At 48.3% G+C, this 17270-nt stretch carries 18 protein-coding genes; 10 read left to right on the forward strand and 8 right to left on the reverse strand.

From position 1 onward, the window contains the following. Nucleotides 1–6 precede the first annotated feature (6 nt). The 10 genes from mnmG (at nt 7) to dapA (ending at nt 10510) form a co-directional block, all read left to right on the forward strand. On the forward strand, nt 7–1890 hold the full coding sequence (gene mnmG, locus ACKU40_RS07620; protein WP_320175916.1) for a tRNA uridine-5-carboxymethylaminomethyl(34) synthesis enzyme MnmG: 1884 nt from the start codon (nt 7–9) through the stop codon (nt 1888–1890). Nucleotides 1891–1985: 95 nt separating this feature from the next. Further along, nucleotides 1986–3020, forward strand: a complete 1035-nt coding sequence (locus tag ACKU40_RS07625) for a hypothetical protein (protein WP_320175917.1) — start codon at nt 1986–1988, stop codon at nt 3018–3020. A gap of 103 nt (nt 3021–3123) precedes the next feature. Beyond that, on the forward strand, nt 3124–3942 hold the full coding sequence (locus ACKU40_RS07630) for a hemolysin family protein (RefSeq protein WP_320175918.1): 819 nt from the start codon (nt 3124–3126) through the stop codon (nt 3940–3942). 1 nt (nt 3943) lies between these two features. After that, nucleotides 3944–5470 (forward strand): apolipoprotein N-acyltransferase, encoded by a 1527-nt coding sequence (gene lnt, locus ACKU40_RS07635; RefSeq protein WP_320175919.1) that lies wholly within the window; start codon nt 3944–3946, stop codon nt 5468–5470. Between the two features lie 17 nt (nt 5471–5487). Beyond that, nucleotides 5488–6607, forward strand: a protein-coding gene (prfB, locus tag ACKU40_RS07640; protein ID WP_320175920.1) for a peptide chain release factor 2 whose coding sequence is annotated in 2 segments (ribosomal slippage) — nt 5488–5562 and nt 5564–6607 — 1119 coding nt in all. Because the reading frame shifts where the segments join, the coding sequence is not laid out codon by codon here. Beyond that, nucleotides 6597–7448, forward strand: coding sequence for a GGDEF domain-containing protein (locus ACKU40_RS07645; RefSeq protein WP_320175921.1), 852 nt, complete (start codon nt 6597–6599; stop codon nt 7446–7448). The genes prfB and ACKU40_RS07645 overlap by 11 nt, the downstream gene beginning before the upstream one ends. Nucleotides 7449–7527: 79 nt before the next feature. Beyond that, nucleotides 7528–8352 carry a MinD/ParA family protein gene (locus ACKU40_RS07650; protein WP_320175922.1) on the forward strand — a complete coding sequence of 275 codons (825 nt, stop codon included), beginning with the start codon at nt 7528–7530 and terminating at the stop codon, nt 8350–8352. A 95-nt stretch (nt 8353–8447) separates the two neighbouring features. Further along, nucleotides 8448–8723: an HU family DNA-binding protein gene (locus ACKU40_RS07655; RefSeq protein ID WP_015851470.1), complete on the forward strand. Its 276-nt coding sequence runs from the start codon at nt 8448–8450 to the stop codon at nt 8721–8723. A gap of 179 nt (nt 8724–8902) precedes the next feature. After that, on the forward strand, nt 8903–9610 hold the full coding sequence (locus tag ACKU40_RS07660) for a hypothetical protein (RefSeq protein WP_320175923.1): 708 nt from the start codon (nt 8903–8905) through the stop codon (nt 9608–9610). A 21-nt stretch (nt 9611–9631) separates the two neighbouring features. After that, entirely contained in the window at nt 9632–10510 is an 879-nt protein-coding gene (dapA, locus tag ACKU40_RS07665; RefSeq protein ID WP_320175924.1) for a 4-hydroxy-tetrahydrodipicolinate synthase, read from the forward strand. Nucleotides 10511–10679: 169 nt separating this feature from the next. Here dapA and ACKU40_RS07670 read toward each other — a convergent pair whose 3' ends face one another. The 8 genes from ACKU40_RS07670 to ACKU40_RS07705 form a co-directional block, all read right to left on the reverse strand. Further along, on the reverse strand, nt 10680–11057 hold the full coding sequence (locus tag ACKU40_RS07670) for a CGGC domain-containing protein (protein ID WP_320175925.1): 378 nt from the start codon (nt 11055–11057) through the stop codon (nt 10680–10682). Between the two features lie 17 nt (nt 11058–11074). After that, nucleotides 11075–11554 carry a NifB/NifX family molybdenum-iron cluster-binding protein gene (locus ACKU40_RS07675; RefSeq protein WP_320175926.1) on the reverse strand — a complete coding sequence of 160 codons (480 nt, stop codon included), beginning with the start codon at nt 11552–11554 and terminating at the stop codon, nt 11075–11077. Nucleotides 11555–11713: 159 nt separating this feature from the next. After that, nucleotides 11714–12271 carry a GNAT family N-acetyltransferase gene (locus tag ACKU40_RS07680; protein WP_320175927.1) on the reverse strand — a complete coding sequence of 186 codons (558 nt, stop codon included), beginning with the start codon at nt 12269–12271 and terminating at the stop codon, nt 11714–11716. 214 nt (nt 12272–12485) lie between these two features. Continuing rightward, on the reverse strand, nt 12486–13553 hold the full coding sequence (gene leuB / locus ACKU40_RS07685; RefSeq protein WP_320175928.1) for a 3-isopropylmalate dehydrogenase: 1068 nt from the start codon (nt 13551–13553) through the stop codon (nt 12486–12488). Next, nucleotides 13553–13858 (reverse strand): hypothetical protein, encoded by a 306-nt coding sequence (locus ACKU40_RS07690; RefSeq protein WP_320175929.1) that lies wholly within the window; start codon nt 13856–13858, stop codon nt 13553–13555. Before ACKU40_RS07690 ends, leuB begins: the two co-directional genes overlap by 1 nt. Nucleotides 13859–13879: 21 nt before the next feature. After that, nucleotides 13880–14374: a 3-isopropylmalate dehydratase small subunit gene (gene leuD / locus ACKU40_RS07695; protein ID WP_320175930.1), complete on the reverse strand. Its 495-nt coding sequence runs from the start codon at nt 14372–14374 to the stop codon at nt 13880–13882. A gap of 18 nt (nt 14375–14392) precedes the next feature. Next, complete coding sequence (gene leuC / locus ACKU40_RS07700; protein WP_320175931.1) at nt 14393–15652, reverse strand: 3-isopropylmalate dehydratase large subunit; 1260 nt, start codon at nt 15650–15652, stop codon at nt 14393–14395. Then, nucleotides 15645–17192 carry a 2-isopropylmalate synthase gene (locus ACKU40_RS07705; protein WP_320175932.1) on the reverse strand — a complete coding sequence of 516 codons (1548 nt, stop codon included), beginning with the start codon at nt 17190–17192 and terminating at the stop codon, nt 15645–15647. The genes leuC and ACKU40_RS07705 overlap by 8 nt, the downstream gene beginning before the upstream one ends. Nucleotides 17193–17270: the final 78 nt, after the last annotated feature.

Genomic DNA, 17270 nt, shown 5'->3' on the forward strand with positions numbered 1-17270 from the left:
AATACCATGATCAGAAAACAGCCGCCGCCGGAAAAATTCGACCTTATTGTCGCAGGTGCGGGCCATGCTGGTTGCGAAGCAGCCATGGCTGCCGCAAACCTTGGCTTGAAAACCCTGCTTTTGACCATCAATGTGGATCGCATCGGTCATTTGTCCTGCAACCCTGCCATCGGCGGGCTTGCCAAGGGACACATGGTTAAGGAAATTGACGCGCTGGGCGGCTACATGGGCATCTGGTCCGACAAAGCCGGAATCCAGTTCCGTATCCTGAACACCCGCAAAGGCCCTGCAGTCCGCGCCACGCGCGCACAGATGGACCGCAGTGAATACATGCGCGTGGTCCAGAAGGATATTTTTTCACAGGACAACCTTTGGGTACGTCAGGACATTGCTGAATCTCTGATAATTGAAGACGGCAAAGCTGCGGGCGTTGTGACCGGAATCGGAGAAAAATTCCTTTCCCGTTCGGTTCTGCTGACCACCGGAACATTCCTGCAGGGACTTATCCACATCGGTCTGGAAAACTTCAGCGGCGGACGCATGGGCGACCCGGCTTCCATCGGTATGTCCAAGAGCCTTAAAGAAGCAGGGCTGACGCTTGGACGACTCAAGACCGGGACCACTCCCCGTCTGCTCAAGGATTCCATTGATTACGACAAGCTGGAAGAACAGCGCGGAGATGATCCGCCTCAACCGTTCAGTTTCCGGACCAAGAAAATCAGCCTGCCGCAGGTAAGCTGCCACATCACTTATACCAATGAAAAGGCCCACGAAGCCATACGAAGCGGCTTTGAACGCTCTCCCATGTTCACCGGAGTGATCAAAGGAACCGGTGCGCGTTACTGTCCTTCCATTGAAGATAAGGTTGCGAGATTTCCGGAAAAGGACCGCCACCAGATTTTCCTTGAACCTGAAGGCTACGACAGCCCTGAGGTATACCCCAGCGGTATCCCCACCAGCCTTCCGCTGGACGTGCAGAAACGCATGATTCACTCCATCGAAGGCTTGGAGCAGGCTCAGATTGTCCGCCCGGGTTACGCCATTGAGTATGATTTCGTACCGCCTACCCAGTTGCTGCCTACACTTGAAACCAAGGTCCTTCCCGGTCTCTATCTGGCAGGCCAGATCAACGGAACTTCAGGTTACGAAGAAGCTGCAGCACAGGGACTCTGGGCAGCATGCAACGCTTTCTGCAAACTGACCGGACGCGATCCCTTCCTGCTTTCCCGCGATCAGGCATACATTGCCGTGCTGGTAGACGACCTCGTCACCAAGGGAACACTTGAACCGTATCGAATGTTTACTTCCCGTGCGGAATACAGACTGCTGCTCCGTGAAGGTAATGCCGACCTGCGACTCACTGAAATCGGCCGAGAACTGGGACTGGTCAAAGATGATCACTGGGCGCTTTATTCTGCCAAGAAAAAAGGGCTTGATGAAGTTGTGGAAATGATAAACTCGACCCAGATCAAGCCGGATCAGCCGACCCGTGAAATCATCACCAAAATCGGCGGAACAGTTCCCAATAAATCGGTCCCCCTTGCGGCGGTACTTCGTCAGCCGGAACTTTCAATAACAGACATGATTCATTTCAAACCTGAAATTGAAAACTATGCTGATGATATTCTCACTGAAGCGGAAACCCAGATTAAATACGAAGGTTATCTTGTTCGTCAGCAAGAACTGGTGAATAAATTCCGCAAAATGGAATCCGTATCCCTTCCTGAAGACCTTGATTACTCCGCGGTAGCAGGACTTACCCGGGAAGCAGTTGAAAAACTTACCCAAGTCCGGCCCCTGACCCTTGGGCAGGCAAGCAGGATTTCCGGAATTACTCCGGCAGCGGTATCCTCAATTGAAATTCATTTGAAGAAGATTGGTGCCATTTAATGATTAAGCCTGTTGGTTAAAGCATTTACTTTTCAAAATAATAAAAAATAAGTATAAGTAAACAAAGAGCTTTAACATTTAGACAAGGCTGACATATGGCAGTAGATCAGGAATTCTTATATAAGACCCTGCGAGGTTTCGGCGAGACAGGACTGCCGCCCCAGACAGTAAACATGCTGATTGTGGTGGGGTTCTGCCTAGTGGCTGTTGTCGCCGCGGTACTCTGGTACAACAACAGGGAATTAAAAAGAAAACTCAAGGTAGTTCCTACCAGTTGGATAACAGACAAAGAACAACTTGATTCGATCTTCGAAACGGCCCTTGTTTACCGTTCAAAGATTGACCTGAGTTTTCATTCCAAATCTGAAAAACGCAGGACCATTGCCTGTGCCATTGACGACATATCTGATCACCTTGTCCTTGAAATGCCTGCCACCAGCAATGTTACTAAATCATGGACGGGTCGTGAGGTAACATGCTTCTTTCATGTCCCTGCAAAACAGGCAGGCATGGTTATCTTCTATAATTTTACATCAATCATTACCGATGTAAAAACTAAGGGATCACAGTACTTCAACTTGTACGTTGCCTTACCTGACCATATTGAGCAAACCCAGAAGCGGGAATTCCTGCGAGTATCCCCTCCCTCACGGAATTACGACTATGCAAACATTATCCCTGATACAAAGCAGGGACTAAACGCCGGTCTTAAATTTATCGCCACAAACGGTGAATATACCCCCGGACAAATGGGCGGAAAAGACTCCAAGGTATTTCTTTCAGACATATCAGGCGGCGGCCTTTCTCTTGAACTGACCCATATGACAAACAAGCGAGCCGCACGGTTCAACTTGAACAAGGGGCATAATTTTCTTGTCCTGCTCAGCCTTGTGGATTTCGGAGACAGAGGAATTGTCCGCCATCTTTTTGTCACCAAAGTCAGACGGGTATTTATCGACCCTACTCAAGGCCGGGCACAGCTTGGACTTTCCTTTGAATCCAAATTTATGGGATTTGACGAAGAAACAAAAAAGCCCAAGTGGGAAAAGGTAGACCAAAACGGTTGTCCGGAAATGGATGACTGGACCTATAACCTTTACCTTGAACTTTACCGTGAAGGTAACGAGTAATTAAGCTTGTTGACACGAACAGCACATAATAAGTAGATATAACTATAAACCTGATTTCTATTTGCTTATTAAATTTGGAACAACCGCAAAAAGGAGAATTGAATTGGACGACGGTTCTGAAGGCCGATTGTGGGCCAAAATGGTCAATATTTTTAAAAAATCAGACTCTCCCCTTGAAGAGCACATTCTCGAAGCTAGTGAAGACGGCAAAATCAAAGATGAAGTCGTTTCCATGCTGCTCAATGTTCTTGAACTCAAGGACACCGAAGCCCATGAAATCATGATTCCGCGCACAGATATGATCGGCGTTGAAATAAGCGGCGGTCTGGCTGATGTTGCTGAAGAAATCATTATAAACGGGCACTCCCGCATCCCTGTTTATCAGGATACCAAAGACCGCATCGTGGGCATCATCCACGCCAAAGACATAATCGCCCCGCTGCTCAGGGGGAAGATTGATACACCGCTTGAAGAAATCATGCGGAAGCCTTTTTTTGTTTCTGAGAATATAAAGGTTAAATCACTGCTCAAGGAATTTCAGACCGGACGCGTACACATGGCCATCCTTCAGGATGAGTATGGCGGAACCTCCGGACTGATCACCATGGAAGATGTTCTTGAAGAAATCGTCGGTGACATTTCAGATGAACACGATGCAGATCGTCCATCAGACTTCAATGAACTGGAAGATGGGAAATTCCTTATCTCCGGCAGGGTTCCCCTGACAGAAGTATCCGAAAGACTCGGCTTGACCCTTGAATCAGAACATGTTGAATCTATCGGCGGATACCTTTCCGAATTAACGGGCAGAATTCCTCATGTCGGAGAATTCATTAATATTTCCGGCTACAGATTCACCGTACATGCAGGTGATGCCAAGCAGATTATTTCAATCCTGATAGACCCGCCAACCGGTAAATAGAATGCATCCAGCTGTTCCGATCTTTATTGCAATGCTGTCTGCGGGGCTTGGTTATGCCAATCCCCTGCTCCATCTTCCTGCTGCCATCCTGGCTTTTCCGCTGGCTCTGGGAATGATTGCCTTCTCGGCACTATCCCCGCGCAAGGCACTGAAACAAGGCTGGATTGCAGGGTCATTGGCCTCTCTGGCCTGCATGTACTGGATCGCCTATCCAGTCGGAGTATATGGCGGTCTCTCGTGGGCACTGGCCATACCGTGCCCCATACTGGTCGCCATGCTGATGGGTACCTACTATGGCATTTACACCTACATCCTCAACTATGCAGCCAGAGCATTACCACCTTTTGCGCTCTGCATTTTCAGTGGATTACTTTGGACCAGCATGGAGACAGCGCAAGGATTTCTCTTCTCGGGATTCCCGTGGATGACCCTGTCATCTGCTCTGGCTTTCAGACCGGAATGGATTCAGGGAGCAGCTTTTATCGGTGCATACGGTCTTTCAGGCCTGCTGGTTTCAGTGGCAACAGCAATATTGTGCTGGAGAATTTCCCACCCTGCAAAAGTCTGGGCTATTGCTGTAATTGCAGTGGTGATCATCCTCGGCGGTATGCGCACCAGCGCGGAACAATTTTCTGATCTGTTAAAGACCGGAGACACCTCCATCGGCCTGATTCAGGGAAATATCGATCAGGCAAAAAAGTGGGATGCAAAGTATAAAAAAGCAACCTTTGAAAAATACATCCGGCTAAGCAGGCAGGTAATCCACAAAACCGATCTTGTAATCTGGCCGGAAACAGCCATGCCTTTTTACCTGCAGGACGGCGGCATCATGCGTGCGGAAATTATGAATTTCGCATCTGAAACCAAGACCCCGGTTCTAACAGGAGCCCCCGGATACATTCTGCACAGCAAAGGTGATTTTTCTCTCTACAACAGGGCCTATCTTATCTCACCCGATAAGAAATACATGGACTGGTACGACAAATCGCATCTGGTTCCTTTCGGTGAATACATGCCCTTTAAAGAATTTATTCCACTTGGCAAGCTGGTGCAGGGGGCGGGAGACTTTATCCCCGGTTCAGACGCATCTCCGCTTCAAAGCGGCGACCTTGCTATGGGTATGCTCATTTGCTATGAAGGAATCTTTCCGGAACTTGCACAAGAAAGAGTCGAAAAAGGAGCCAACATACTGATAAACATCAGTAATGATGCATGGTATGGTGACACATCAGCACCACGGCAACATCTCAGCCTAGTAACCATGAGGGCTGTGGAGCAAGGCCGCTATATGCTCAGGGGAACCAATACCGGTATCTCCGCATGCATTGATCCGCTGGGACGGGTCAGCCACGCAACCGAACTCTTTGTTGATACAGCAGTAGCTGCAGAAGCCGGACTTATAAGCGGTAATACTTTTTACCACCAAAATCACAAAGCAGTGAGCACCACCCCGCTGTCACTGACTTTGCTTTGCGCAATATGGATAATTATAAACCGTCACAAAAATCGGGCGGAAATTAAAATATAAAGGAATTATTTCAGAATATGCTTCAATTCTCAGACCTCAAATCCAAGGCCGTAACCTGCATAGAAAAATACGAATCCCTCTGGGGGCGTCTTTGACCACGCTCAAAGCAAAGAAAGGCTTGAAGAGATAGAACACGACCTGAGCAAACCCGGCGCATGGGATAAACCGGATGCACTGACCCCGGTACTGCGCGAAAAATCCATGCTTGAAGAGAAGGTGACCTCATATGACACCCTTTCTTCCAGCAAAGACGATGTTGAAGAATGGTTGATGATGGCCTCTGAAGATCAGGATCAGGAGATTCTTGAAGCCCTTTCAGAGAACGTTGAAAAGCTTGCCAAGCTCGTGGAACAGACCGAGCTTGCCGCGCTGCTGTCCGGACCGGAAGATAAAAGCACGGCCATTATTGAAATTCACCCCGGAGCCGGCGGAATTGAATCTCAGGATTGGGCTGAAATGCTGTTACGCATGTACCTTCGCTGGGCAGACAAACGTAACTGGAAAACCAGTTATCTTGACTACCAGCCTGATGATGAAGCCGGTATCAAGGGTGTAACCCTGCGTATTGAAGGTCTCTACGCCTATGGTTTTCTCAAAGGAGAAGCAGGAATCCATCGTTTGATCCGCATTTCTCCTTTTGATGCTTCCGGCAGAAGACATACTTCCTTTGCATCGGTAGACGTTTACCCTGAAATTTCACAGGATATTGAAATTGAGGTAAAAGACGAAGATCTCCGCATTGACGTTTTCCGGGCCAGCGGTCCCGGCGGGCAGCACGTCAACAAGACAAACTCTGCGGTACGCATCACCCATCTGCCCACAAATATTGTTGTTCAGTGCCAGAATGAAAAATCACAGCTGAAAAACAAAGAAACCGCCATGAAAGTCCTCAAATCCCGACTTTACGAACAGGAACTCAAGAGACAGGAAGAAAGCAAAAAAGCTGACTATGCCACCAAGGATTCCATCGGATTCGGCAGTCAGATCAGGACATACACTCTGCAACCTTACCGACTGGTCAAGGACCATCGATGCGGAGCCGAAGACGGCAATGTCGAAGCGGTTCTGGACGGCGAACTCGACGGCCTGATCAGAAAATACATGCTGAACGCATATGGCGGAGAAAATGAGCGCTGAGTACATCGCTGAAAATGAAGCCAGCCTTCTCGAAGAGCTGCTTTCCGTGCGTGACAGATTCTGCAATGAAAAAGAGGTCTGCCATACGAATGAATGCCCGGAAGGACTGGCTGTTTTACGGCTCTGTCCGGGGATGACTCTCAAAGCTTGGGAGATCCTCGCGGAGAGGCATGGTTTGAATGACTGGATGACTGTTCCCCTTGACCGGAACATGGCCCCGCATCTCAACCATGTGCAATCTGTTTTGCAGGAACTATCCTACAAAACGGAGCATGACCCGCTGACCGGACTTTCCAACCGCAGGGTCTTTGAAAGAACCCTTGATCAGGAAATAGAAAGAACCAGACGAAATAAAACCCCTCTGACCCTTGCTATACTTGATCTGGATAACTTCAAAAAAATCAACGATACCTGGGGGCACCTGAAAGGTGACGAAGTGCTGATTGATTTTGCCGATCTCCTTTCCCAAAACTCACGCCGCTATGACCTTGTGGCTAGAATCGGCGGAGAAGAATTTGCAATCATCCTTTCGGGTGTGGGTCTGGTAAAAGCCAAACAGCTTCTGGAAAGATTGCTGGATAAAGTGCGTGGACTGACCTTTACCAAACCGGGAAGCAATGAGACTTTTTCAATAACATGCTCTGCTGGAATCTCCTGCTTCAAAGGCATAGTGGATGTTGAAATGCACGAACTGATAAGCAAGGCGGACAAGGCTCTTTACGATGCCAAAAAGTCCGGCAAGGATCAGGTTTGCTCTGCTGACATTCTTGACTTTGAAACAGTTACCAAGGAAACCCTTGTACATGCCAATGAGAAAAAGTTTTTATTTACAGGAAATTAACGCAGCGCTCTCAAAATAAAAAATTATTTTGAATCACGATAATTTTTGATTGTTACCCTAATAAAGGAACAAATTAGACATGATCAACGCCAATAAAACATTAAGCCTTGCTATCATGAGCGGTAAAGGTGGAGTCGGTAAGACCAACCTCTCCCTTAACCTTTCCTATGCCTTGAACACAGGCGGCAACAGCCTGCTGCTCATGGACTGTGACCTCGGTCTGGCAAACCTCGACGTCCTGCTGGGCATTTCCCCGGAATCAAACATGCAGGACCTGCTGACCAGCAGCGCCAAGCCCTCTGATATTGTAATACCCATTGAGCCGGGAAAGAAATTCGACATCCTGCCTGCAGCTTCCGGTGTGCCGGAGCTGGTGGAAATGGACGAAGACATGCAGGATCTCCTGTTCAGCAAAATAACTGAGCTTGTTGGCGGATACCAGTATCTGGTGCTCGACCTCGGTGCCGGAATCAACGGGACAGTACTCTCTTTTGCTGCCATGACGCAGATGAGAATTGTAGTCATTACCCCGGAACCGACCTCTCTGACAGACAGTTACGCCCTGATCAAGGTTCTTCATTCCCAACACAATGTCAGTGATTTCAACATAATAGTAAACCAGGCTTCCAATGAAAAAGAAGCCCGGGAGACTTTCAACCGCTTGAATATGGCCTGCGAAAAATTTCTTAATATTAAGTTGAAAAATATGGGCTATGTGCGCTATGATCCAGCAGTAACAGAAGCCGTAAGGCGGCAGATTCCTTTTATTAAGTATGCTCCTAAATCTGATGCAAGTCGCGATATCCTGAATATTGCTGTTAAAATTCAGAAGATCAGAATGGAAAATATGGGCAGACTCAGTGAAAGACCTGTCATGAAAAAATTTCCAACACTGGACGACTAATTATGCTTGACGAAAAGGGTAACTTTTCGGCATAGTTGTATTAGAAATGGTAAAAACACTAGCTTGTCACAACTCAACACGATGTGGGAGAGGACATGAACAAAAGCGAACTGATCAAGAGTCTTGCGGAAGAAAAAGGTCTCCACGTGGATGAATCAGCCGAAATTGTTGATGCATTTGTAGATGCCATCAAAGAGGCGCTTGTTCGCGGCGACAGAGTTGAAATCAGAGGTTTCGGCAGCTTTAAGATGAAAGAATACAAAGGGTACACCGGACGTAACCCTAAAACAGGTGATGTCGTAGACGTTACCCCTAAGAAACTGCCTTTTTTCCGTCCCGGTAAAGAGCTGAAAGAATATTTGAACGCTTAATGCGCCTTCTCATATTTGCTTTTCTTATCCTTGTCAGCATGGGACCATCGATGTCCTATGCTGACAAGGATGTACTATTGTCTATTGCAGACACCGCCAACACATTCGGGACTGTAAACCCCTGCCCCACCTGAGGGAACAAAACCCTTGGGGGTCTGGCCCGGCGGGCCGGTTATCTTATGGATCTGCGGGTCGCACAGAAACACGATGTCCTGACACTGGGCGGTGCTTTTGAATTTCTGCCGACTTCCGGCAAAAAAGTTTCCGATAAAAAACGAAATGCGCTGACTGAAGCTTTCCAAATCATTAATTATGATTTAGGAATTCTTAGTCCTGCCGAAATTAGTTTTCTGCAAAATTCCGACAAAGGAATTCCGCGAAACTGGTTAGGCAACATGGAAGCACAGGTTATCTACAAGCCTCTTGCAAACGACAAGAAGGCCGCAATAATCATCCTTCCATACCTTGAAAAAGGTTCCGACGACCTTCCTGATGATCTCATTGATGAATGCGCCACACTGATCAAGGAAAACAGAGGGAAAGCGGATCTGGTAATTACCATGAGTTCATGGGGTTACTTCAGGGAGAAAAAATTTCTCGCCAATCCGGTCATTGGCGAGGCTCCTCCGGACATTCTCCTTGGGAGCGGTGACGGACCGGGACTTTCCGGCAGTCTTACTGCAAAGGGTAAGACCGTTTGGGTGCGCAGCTACCCTACCGGAAAAGCGGTTAACAGAATCGATATCTACAACTGGCCCTCAAGAGATGAAGACTTTAAATGGTCTTCCGGCCAGAACGTAAAATGGTTTCTGCAAACCTTGACTGAAAAGCTCCGCGAGGAGCCGGAAGTTGCTAAGCTGCTCAGTGGTATTTCGGACGATAAGTAAATTAAATTTGGAGGCTTAAACATGACATTCCAAGGAGCATTCACTGCTCTGGTCACTCCGTTCAAGGACGGAGAGATTGATCAGGACGCATACCGCGAACTGATCGAGTGGCAGATCGAACAGGGGATCGACGGTCTTGTACCTTGCGGTACTACCGGCGAAGCGGCAACAATGACCCATGAAGAACAAGGTGAGGTTATTAGAATCTGTGTCGAGCAGGCCAAGGGACGTGTCCCGGTCATCGCTGGCGCGGGTTCCAACAATACTAAGGAAGCCGTAAACCTGACTAAGCTTGCTAAACAGGCAGGCGCAGACGCCACCCTCCAGATTACACCATATTACAATAAACCGACTCCGGCGGGCTTGCTGGCGCATTTCAAAGCCCTTTCCGAAGAGGCATCCATGCCCTTCATCCTTTACAATGTTCCGGGAAGAACAGGACTTAATGCCCTGCCCGAAACCATCGCAATGATCGCGAACGAAGTTCCGGATGTTGTCGGTGTAAAGGAAGCAACCGCCAATCTTTGTCAGGTTTCTGATTTAATCGAGCAGTGCCCAGAAGGATTCACCGTACTTTCCGGTGACGATTTCACAGTTCTTCCTCTGCTCGCCCTTGGCGGACACGGCGTAATCTCAGTTGTCTCAAACATCGTGCCTGACATAATGACAGCCATGTGTGCAGCATACCGGGCCGGAGACATGAAAAAAGCTCAGGAACTGCACTTCAAGATGCAGCCCCTGAACCGGGTAATGTTCGTTGAAACCAACCCCATTCCGGTGAAAACAGCGCTGGGCATGATGGGTAAATTTGAGACTTCATTCAGGCTGCCGCTGGTTCCGCTCATGGAAGAAAGCAAGGCAAAACTTGAAGCACAACTCAAAGCAAGCGGTCTGATCTAGACGGCTATCAGTAATACATTTAAAATCCCCGCACGGTTTTCCATGCGGGGATTTTTTTGATTTGATGCACTGTCGCTAGCCCTAAGGCTCGAAGCAAAGCTTCTTGCCTAAGGGCTAGTGCAAGAATCCTAAAACCTTTCAGTAAACTTCGGAGACTTATATCTAAATTCTACCTAAAAACTTCAGGCTTATAATTTTCCGGCAGATGGGCGGTTCCCTTTGTTACAGGAATGCCTGCTTCTGCTGCCGCGTTTCGCGCCAGTTCATCAATTTTATCACAGAAGCCGTTTTCTAATTTCCAGACGCCATCATCTTTTTTAGAAAACGTGCAGGTCACGACATGTACAGATTCCGCACCCTTGGCTTTTAAAATCTTGACCATATCCGCAAAATTATCACCGGGGCATCGACAAGTGAAAACCCCTGCCAACGAACATTCATCATAGCCGCTAAAGCCTTGTACGGCCTGATCATGGCATTTAATACAATTAGTCAGAGGACATGTATTTTCATTCTTTTCGCAGCGGATCATTCCGATTTTAGTCATCCTGAACCTCCTGCAAGCTAATACTGTCCGCCACCCATACCACGACCTCCGCCGCCCATGCCACGACCTCCGCCGCCCATGCCACGTCCGGTACCGCCCATGCGACGGCATCCACCGCCAAAACGGCTCAAGCTATTAGGAGATCGCTTTAAATCAGCAACAGGCTGACCATCTCCGGCAAGCTCAGCCACATAATTCTCGAACAGTTCACGCACAGAGCCGGACTGAGCGGTAACCATCCCAATACGGCCAGCCTGTAAAGCCTGTTCAGCCTTAGGACCAAAAGTGCCAGAAATCACGACATTCACACTTTGGTCAGCCAGCAGCTGCGCGGTTTGAATCCCGGCTCCACCAGCAACCTGTACATTGGAGGAATTATCCACAAAACGGCTTTCACCTGTTTCGCTATTAAAAATTACAAAACCTGCAGCCCTACCGAAACGGGGTTCAAACGGTCCATCCAAATTTGAATTATTTGCACTTACAGCGATAAGCATAATGCCTCCTGTTCTGAAATTAATTATTCTTTTCATTTAATTTTGCATAAAGGAGGCCAACATAATCAATACAATAAATACAGCTAATTATTAGTCACCTGGCTAACACAGCTCAACATTATTGGCGCAAAACGAGCCTGAATCATCATTATGGGATAATTATGAGCACTGTATTTCAATCCAAACATCTCGCTGTAGCCGATAGAGAAAATGTTCGCGTAAAGAACTACCAGCAGGAACTGACGGATGCTCAAAAGTTTCACTTTCACGTCGCATACCAAGTCTTTTCATTACTGCTTGTGACGCTTTATTTTGCGTGGCAGTGAAGGAAACAATCTCATCCAGATCAAGCTTTATGAATCCGTATTCCAAGGCAAATCTCGCCGCTTCAGTAGCATAACCATGTCCCCAAAACTGTTTATCCAGACGCCAGCCAATCTCAACACACGGCGAAAAAGGCAGTTTTGCAATTGGAATATGTAAACCGACAAAACCTATAAAGGACGAAACATCCGGTATTTCAACTGCCCAGAAGCCCCATCCCCGCTTATCAATCAATCCGCTTATCACGTCAGCATTAGCATTACTTTCCATTTCCGAAAGCGGTGCAGGGAAATATTTCATCACTTCCTGATCCGCATTAATGCGAGCAAAAGGAGCATAATCACGGGGTTTCCATCCACGTAGAACAAGTCGTTCGGTTTTAAACTTAATCATAATAAAAATGGTACAATAGAACTAAGCAGTTTGTAAATTTGGTCAATGCGAACAAAAAAGCAGCCCAGTCTCTACAAGACCAGTCTGCCAAATATAAACTGCCCTTCAATCGAAGACAGCCTAAAAAAATATATGCGAAGCAAATTAAAAGATTCTGAAGGGGAAGGGGAAACTCTTGCAAGAGTTTCCTCTTCCCCAGACGCCGGAGGCAATCTTACAAATTCTTAATAACGGCTTCACCCATTTCGGTGCAGCCTACGAGCTTACCGCCCACATCCATGATATCACCAGTACGCAGTCCTTCGGAAAGAGTCTTTTCAACTGCGGCTTCGATGCAATCAGCTTCTTCAGCCATGTTGAAGGAATAGCGCAGCATCATAGCGATGGAGAGGATGGTAGCCAGAGGGTTGGCTTTATTCTCGCCTGCGATATCCGGTGCAGAACCATGGATAGGCTCGTACAGGCCGGGGTTGGATGCACCGAGAGAAGCAGAAGGCAGCATGCCGATGGAACCGGTGATAACGGAAGCTTCGTCGGAAAGGATATCGCCAAACAGGTTGCCGGTCACGATAACATCAAACTGGGAAGGATCACGCACCAACTGCATTGCAGCGTTATCCACATACATGTGGGTCAGCTCAACATCGGGGTAATCTTTGGAAACTTCGATGACGATTTCACGCCATACACGGGAAACATCCAGAACGTTTGCTTTGTCTACGGAGCAAAGCTTCTTATTGCGCTTCTGTGCAGCTTCGAAAGCAACCTTGGCAATACGTTTTACTTCGTGCTCATAGTAAACCATGGTGTTGTAGCCCATGCGTTCACCGTCCTCGACCTTGGTGCCGCGAGGTTCACCGAAATAAATACCTCCGGTCAGTTCGCGCACAACCATGATGTCGATGCCCTTTTCAACAATGTCGGGACGCAGGAAACAGGCGTCTTTGAGCTGCGGAAACAAAGCAGCAGGACGCAGGTTGGCGAACAGGGAGAGCTCCTTGCGGATACCGAGCAGACCTTTTTCAGGACGGATTGCAGGATCAATAGTGTCCCATTTCGGACCGCCTACTGCGCCGAGAAGTACAGCGTCGGACTCTTTACAAGCCTTAACTGTCTCTTCGGGCAGCGGACCGCCGGTTGCATCGATGGCAGCACCACCAATCAGAGCTTCGGTGGTTTCAAACTTATGACCGAATTTTTCGCCGATTACGTTCAGGACCTTAACGCCCTGTTCCATTATTTCCGGCCCGATACCGTCACCGGGCATTACGCATATTTTCATTATTTCAAATCCTGTTTTTTAATTTTTACAACCCAATGTAAATTTTGCTTACCAACACGGCCGACCGTTTTTCCGGATGAAACACTAAAATGTTTGTGGAAGGAGAAATTATCCGAAATTACCGAATACTCTCCTTCCGGTAACGTGATACACCAGACATAACAACGGTGGACATTAAAATTAATCGTCGTCTGCGCAGATTGAATGGTGCCTTTAGCGGCAACAGGAGCTTCGTTTATAATGCAGCCGAACATATCGGCAGCAGATGCCGATATGACGGAGCAAAAAACAAATACAATTGCCACAAAAAAGTGCTTCATACCAATTTACTTAGAGAGACGATCTTTAACGTATTCTACCAGTCCACCGCAGTCGAGGATGCCCTTCATAAACGGGGGAACCGGAGCACAGGTGATGGTTTCGCCAGTGGTTACATTCTTAATTTCGCCCTTTTCAGCATCAACTTCAAGCTGATCGCCATCGCCGAGCTTTTCAAAATCATCACCAACTTCGAGGAGGATGAGCCCCATGTTGAAACCGTTGCGATAGAAAATACGGGCAAAGCTTTTGGCTACTACAACCGGAATACCGGCACCGAGAAGGGAGATGGGAGCGTGTTCACGGGAAGAACCGCAACCGAAGTTCTCATCAGCAACCATGATATCGTTCTTTTTAACACGCTTGATCCAGCCTGCTTCGAGGCCTTCCATGCAGTTGGCACCGAGTTCATCAGGATCGGTGGTAACCAGAAAACGGGCCGGGATGATAGCATCAGTATCGATATGTGCCCCGACTCTATGTGCTGTTCCTTTGATAGACATATTTAAACTCTCCTATTCTTATAAGGCTTCGGGGTCAGTGATGATACCGGTAATTGCAGACGCTGCGGCTACTGCGGGGCTGGAAAGGAAAACTTCACTCTCAAGACTGCCCATGCGGCCCTTGAAGTTACGGTTGGTGGTGGCAATTGCTCTTTCACCGCCGGCGAGAATACCCATATGACCGCCGAGACAGGGACCGCAGGTTGCGGGACCGACGATTGCGCCGGATTCCATAAAGGTTTCAATCAAACCTTCGCGCAGGGCCTGTTTCCAGATATTCGGGGTAGCGGGCAGCACGATCAGGCGCACATTTTTATCAGCCTTGCGGCCTTTAAGTACAGCTGCTGCTTCACGCAGGTCTTCGATGCGACCGTTTGTGCAGGAACCGATGACCGCCTGATGAATTCTCATGTCCTTAACTTCGTCAACAGGCTTGACGTTGTCGGGCAGATGCGGACAGGCAATCTGAGGCTTCATGCCGGTTACATCAATCTTGACCACGCGTTCATAGTTAGCACCTTCGTCTGCACGCATTTCCACATCACCGGTACGGCCTGCAGCCTTGCAGTATGCGAGAGTCTTTGCGTCAACCGGGAACAAACCGACCTTACCGCCTGCTTCAATTGCCATGTTGGCAATGGTCATGCGTCCTTCGATGGAGAGATTGTCTACAACGGAACCGCTGAATTCGAGAGCCTTGTACAACGCACCGGATACGCCGATGGTGCCGATGAGGTTAAGGATGTAATCCTTCGCGCCCATGTACTTGCCGGGAGTACCTTCGATCTCAACTTTAATGGTCGGGGGAACTTTGAACCATGTTTCACCCAGAGCCATACCGCCTGCGATGTCGGTGGAGCCCATTCCGGTAGCAAATGCACCGAGGCCGCCGTAAGTGCAGGTGTGTGAGTCGGCACCGATTACGATATCGGAAGGACCGACGAGGCCCAGTTCGGGCAGCAGTGCGTGTTCAACACCAACTTCGCCGCCCTCATAGTAATGAGTAATGTTTTTCTCATGGGCGAACTCGCGGACAACTTTTACCTGCTCAGCAGAGTCAATGTCCTTGTTGGGGGTGAAGTGGTCACAGACAAGAGCAACTTTATCCTTGTCAAAGACCTGATCCGCACCCATAGCCCGGAAAGATTTAATGGCGAGAGGGGCGGTAATGTCGTTGGCCAGCACCATGGAAACATTGCAGCGGACAATCTGGCCCGGCTCTTTCACTGTTTCGTCGGTATGAGCCTGTAAAATTTTCTCAGCTAAAGTTTTAGGCATTATTTTTCTCCTGTTTCATGCGTTCAGCCCTGTTAATTGCGTTGACGTAAGCCTTGGCACTGGCGACGATGATATCTTCATCAGAACCGCGCCCAATTGATTTAAAACCGTTGTCAGTAATATGGACCGTAACCGCACCCTGCGCATCAGTACCGCCGGTAACAGCGTTTACGGAATAAAGTTCCAGTTTAGGTGACCTGTTCACCATCTTGTTAATGGTTGAGAACACCGCGTTGATAGGACCGTCACCGAAGCCGACTTCCTGAATGACCACAGGATTTTCCTTATCCTTACTGAAATCTTCCAGCACGATTGCAGCGTGCGGGGAAACTCCTGCAGTACCTGAGAAGACAGAGAGTTCCTTTACCCGGTACAAGTCATGAATACGATAGGCCTCTTCAAGAACGAGAGCTTCAACGTCCTCATCAAAAATTTCTTCTTTCTTATCAGCCAGAGCCTTAACAGCAGCAAATACGCGGCCAATCTGCTCATCATCCAGCTGGTAACCCATTTCGTTGAGCTTAGTACCCAAAGCGTTACGGCCTGAATGTTTGCCGATAACAATGGAAGTGCCCTTTTTACCGATGGATTCAGGAGTCATGATTTCGTAGGTCTGACGGTTTTTGAGCATGCCGTCCTGATGAATTCCGGACTCGTGAGCGAATGCGTTGGCACCCACAATAGCCTTATACGGAGAGATGGGCTGACCAATGGTGGTTGCCAGCCTGCGGCAGGAAGGGAACAACTGCTCGGTGATGATAGAAGTTTCTACATCATAGTAGTCCTTGCGGGTGTGCAGGGCCATGATCACTTCTTCCAAGGCAGCATTACCGGCACGCTCACCGATACCGGAGAGAGTCACCTCTGCCTGACGGGCACCGGCTTTGATGGCAGCCAAGGTGTTAGCGCAGGCCAGACCGAGATCGTTGTGACAATGAACACTAAAGATAGCCTTGTCGCTATTCGGCACTTCTTTGATCAGGTACTCGATCAATTTACCGAATTCATCCGGCTGGGCATAACCTACTGTATCGGGAATGTTGATGGTGGTTGCACCCTCTGCAATAGCGACCTCAACGACCTGTGCGAGAAAATCCCAACGGGATCTGGATGCATCTTCTGCGGAAAATTCAACATTGGGAGTCAGGGATACAGCGTGACGCACAGCCTTGCGGGCCATTTCCAGAATCTCATCCGGCTCCTTGTTGAACTTGTGTTTCATGTGGATGTCGGAAGTAGCAACAAAGGTATGAATTCTGGGGTTCTTAGCATGTTTGACTGCTTCAAAAGCACGGTCAATGTCGGCTTTCAGTGCTCGGCAGAGACCTGCAACCTGAATATCACCTACGGATTTGGCGATCGCGGTAACGGCTTCAAAGTCCCCCTGACTTGCTGCAGGAAAACCGGCTTCAATGATGTCTACACCGAGTTTTTCCAGTTGCCGGGCCATGGTGATTTTCTCGCCCATGTTCATGGTTGCACCGGGGGACTGCTCGCCATCACGCAATGTAGTATCGAAAATGTATACTTTATCAGACATTTATCTATCTCCAGAAAGAGGCTGCAAGTACAGAATATTTGCAGTTTATAATAAAAATTGGGAATAAAACAGTGAAAC

The sequence above is a fragment of the Maridesulfovibrio sp. genome, from assembly GCF_963666665.1.
Lineage (GTDB): Bacteria > Desulfobacterota > Desulfovibrionia > Desulfovibrionales > Desulfovibrionaceae > Maridesulfovibrio.

Excerpts from the sequence above, each read along its gene's own strand:
- mnmG (WP_320175916.1), top strand. The coding sequence starts at position 7 with ATGATCAGAAAACAGCCGCCGCCGGAAAAATTCGACCTTATTGTCGCA.
- ACKU40_RS07625 (WP_320175917.1), top strand. The coding sequence starts at position 1,986 with ATGGCAGTAGATCAGGAATTCTTATATAAGACCCTGCGAGGTTTCGGC.
- lnt (WP_320175919.1), top strand. The coding sequence starts at position 3,944 with ATGCATCCAGCTGTTCCGATCTTTATTGCAATGCTGTCTGCGGGGCTT.
- ACKU40_RS07645 (WP_320175921.1), top strand. The coding sequence starts at position 6,597 with ATGAGCGCTGAGTACATCGCTGAAAATGAAGCCAGCCTTCTCGAAGAG.
- ACKU40_RS07650 (WP_320175922.1), top strand. The coding sequence starts at position 7,528 with ATGATCAACGCCAATAAAACATTAAGCCTTGCTATCATGAGCGGTAAA.
- ACKU40_RS07655 (WP_015851470.1), top strand. The coding sequence starts at position 8,448 with ATGAACAAAAGCGAACTGATCAAGAGTCTTGCGGAAGAAAAAGGTCTC.
- ACKU40_RS07660 (WP_320175923.1), top strand. The coding sequence starts at position 8,903 with ATGGATCTGCGGGTCGCACAGAAACACGATGTCCTGACACTGGGCGGT.
- dapA (WP_320175924.1), top strand. The coding sequence starts at position 9,632 with ATGACATTCCAAGGAGCATTCACTGCTCTGGTCACTCCGTTCAAGGAC.
- ACKU40_RS07670 (WP_320175925.1), bottom strand. The coding sequence starts at position 11,057 with ATGACTAAAATCGGAATGATCCGCTGCGAAAAGAATGAAAATACATGT.
- ACKU40_RS07675 (WP_320175926.1), bottom strand. The coding sequence starts at position 11,554 with ATGCTTATCGCTGTAAGTGCAAATAATTCAAATTTGGATGGACCGTTT.
- ACKU40_RS07680 (WP_320175927.1), bottom strand. The coding sequence starts at position 12,271 with ATGATTAAGTTTAAAACCGAACGACTTGTTCTACGTGGATGGAAACCC.
- leuB (WP_320175928.1), bottom strand. The coding sequence starts at position 13,553 with ATGAAAATATGCGTAATGCCCGGTGACGGTATCGGGCCGGAAATAATG.
- leuD (WP_320175930.1), bottom strand. The coding sequence starts at position 14,374 with ATGTCTATCAAAGGAACAGCACATAGAGTCGGGGCACATATCGATACT.
- leuC (WP_320175931.1), bottom strand. The coding sequence starts at position 15,652 with ATGCCTAAAACTTTAGCTGAGAAAATTTTACAGGCTCATACCGACGAA.
- ACKU40_RS07705 (WP_320175932.1), bottom strand. The coding sequence starts at position 17,192 with ATGTCTGATAAAGTATACATTTTCGATACTACATTGCGTGATGGCGAG.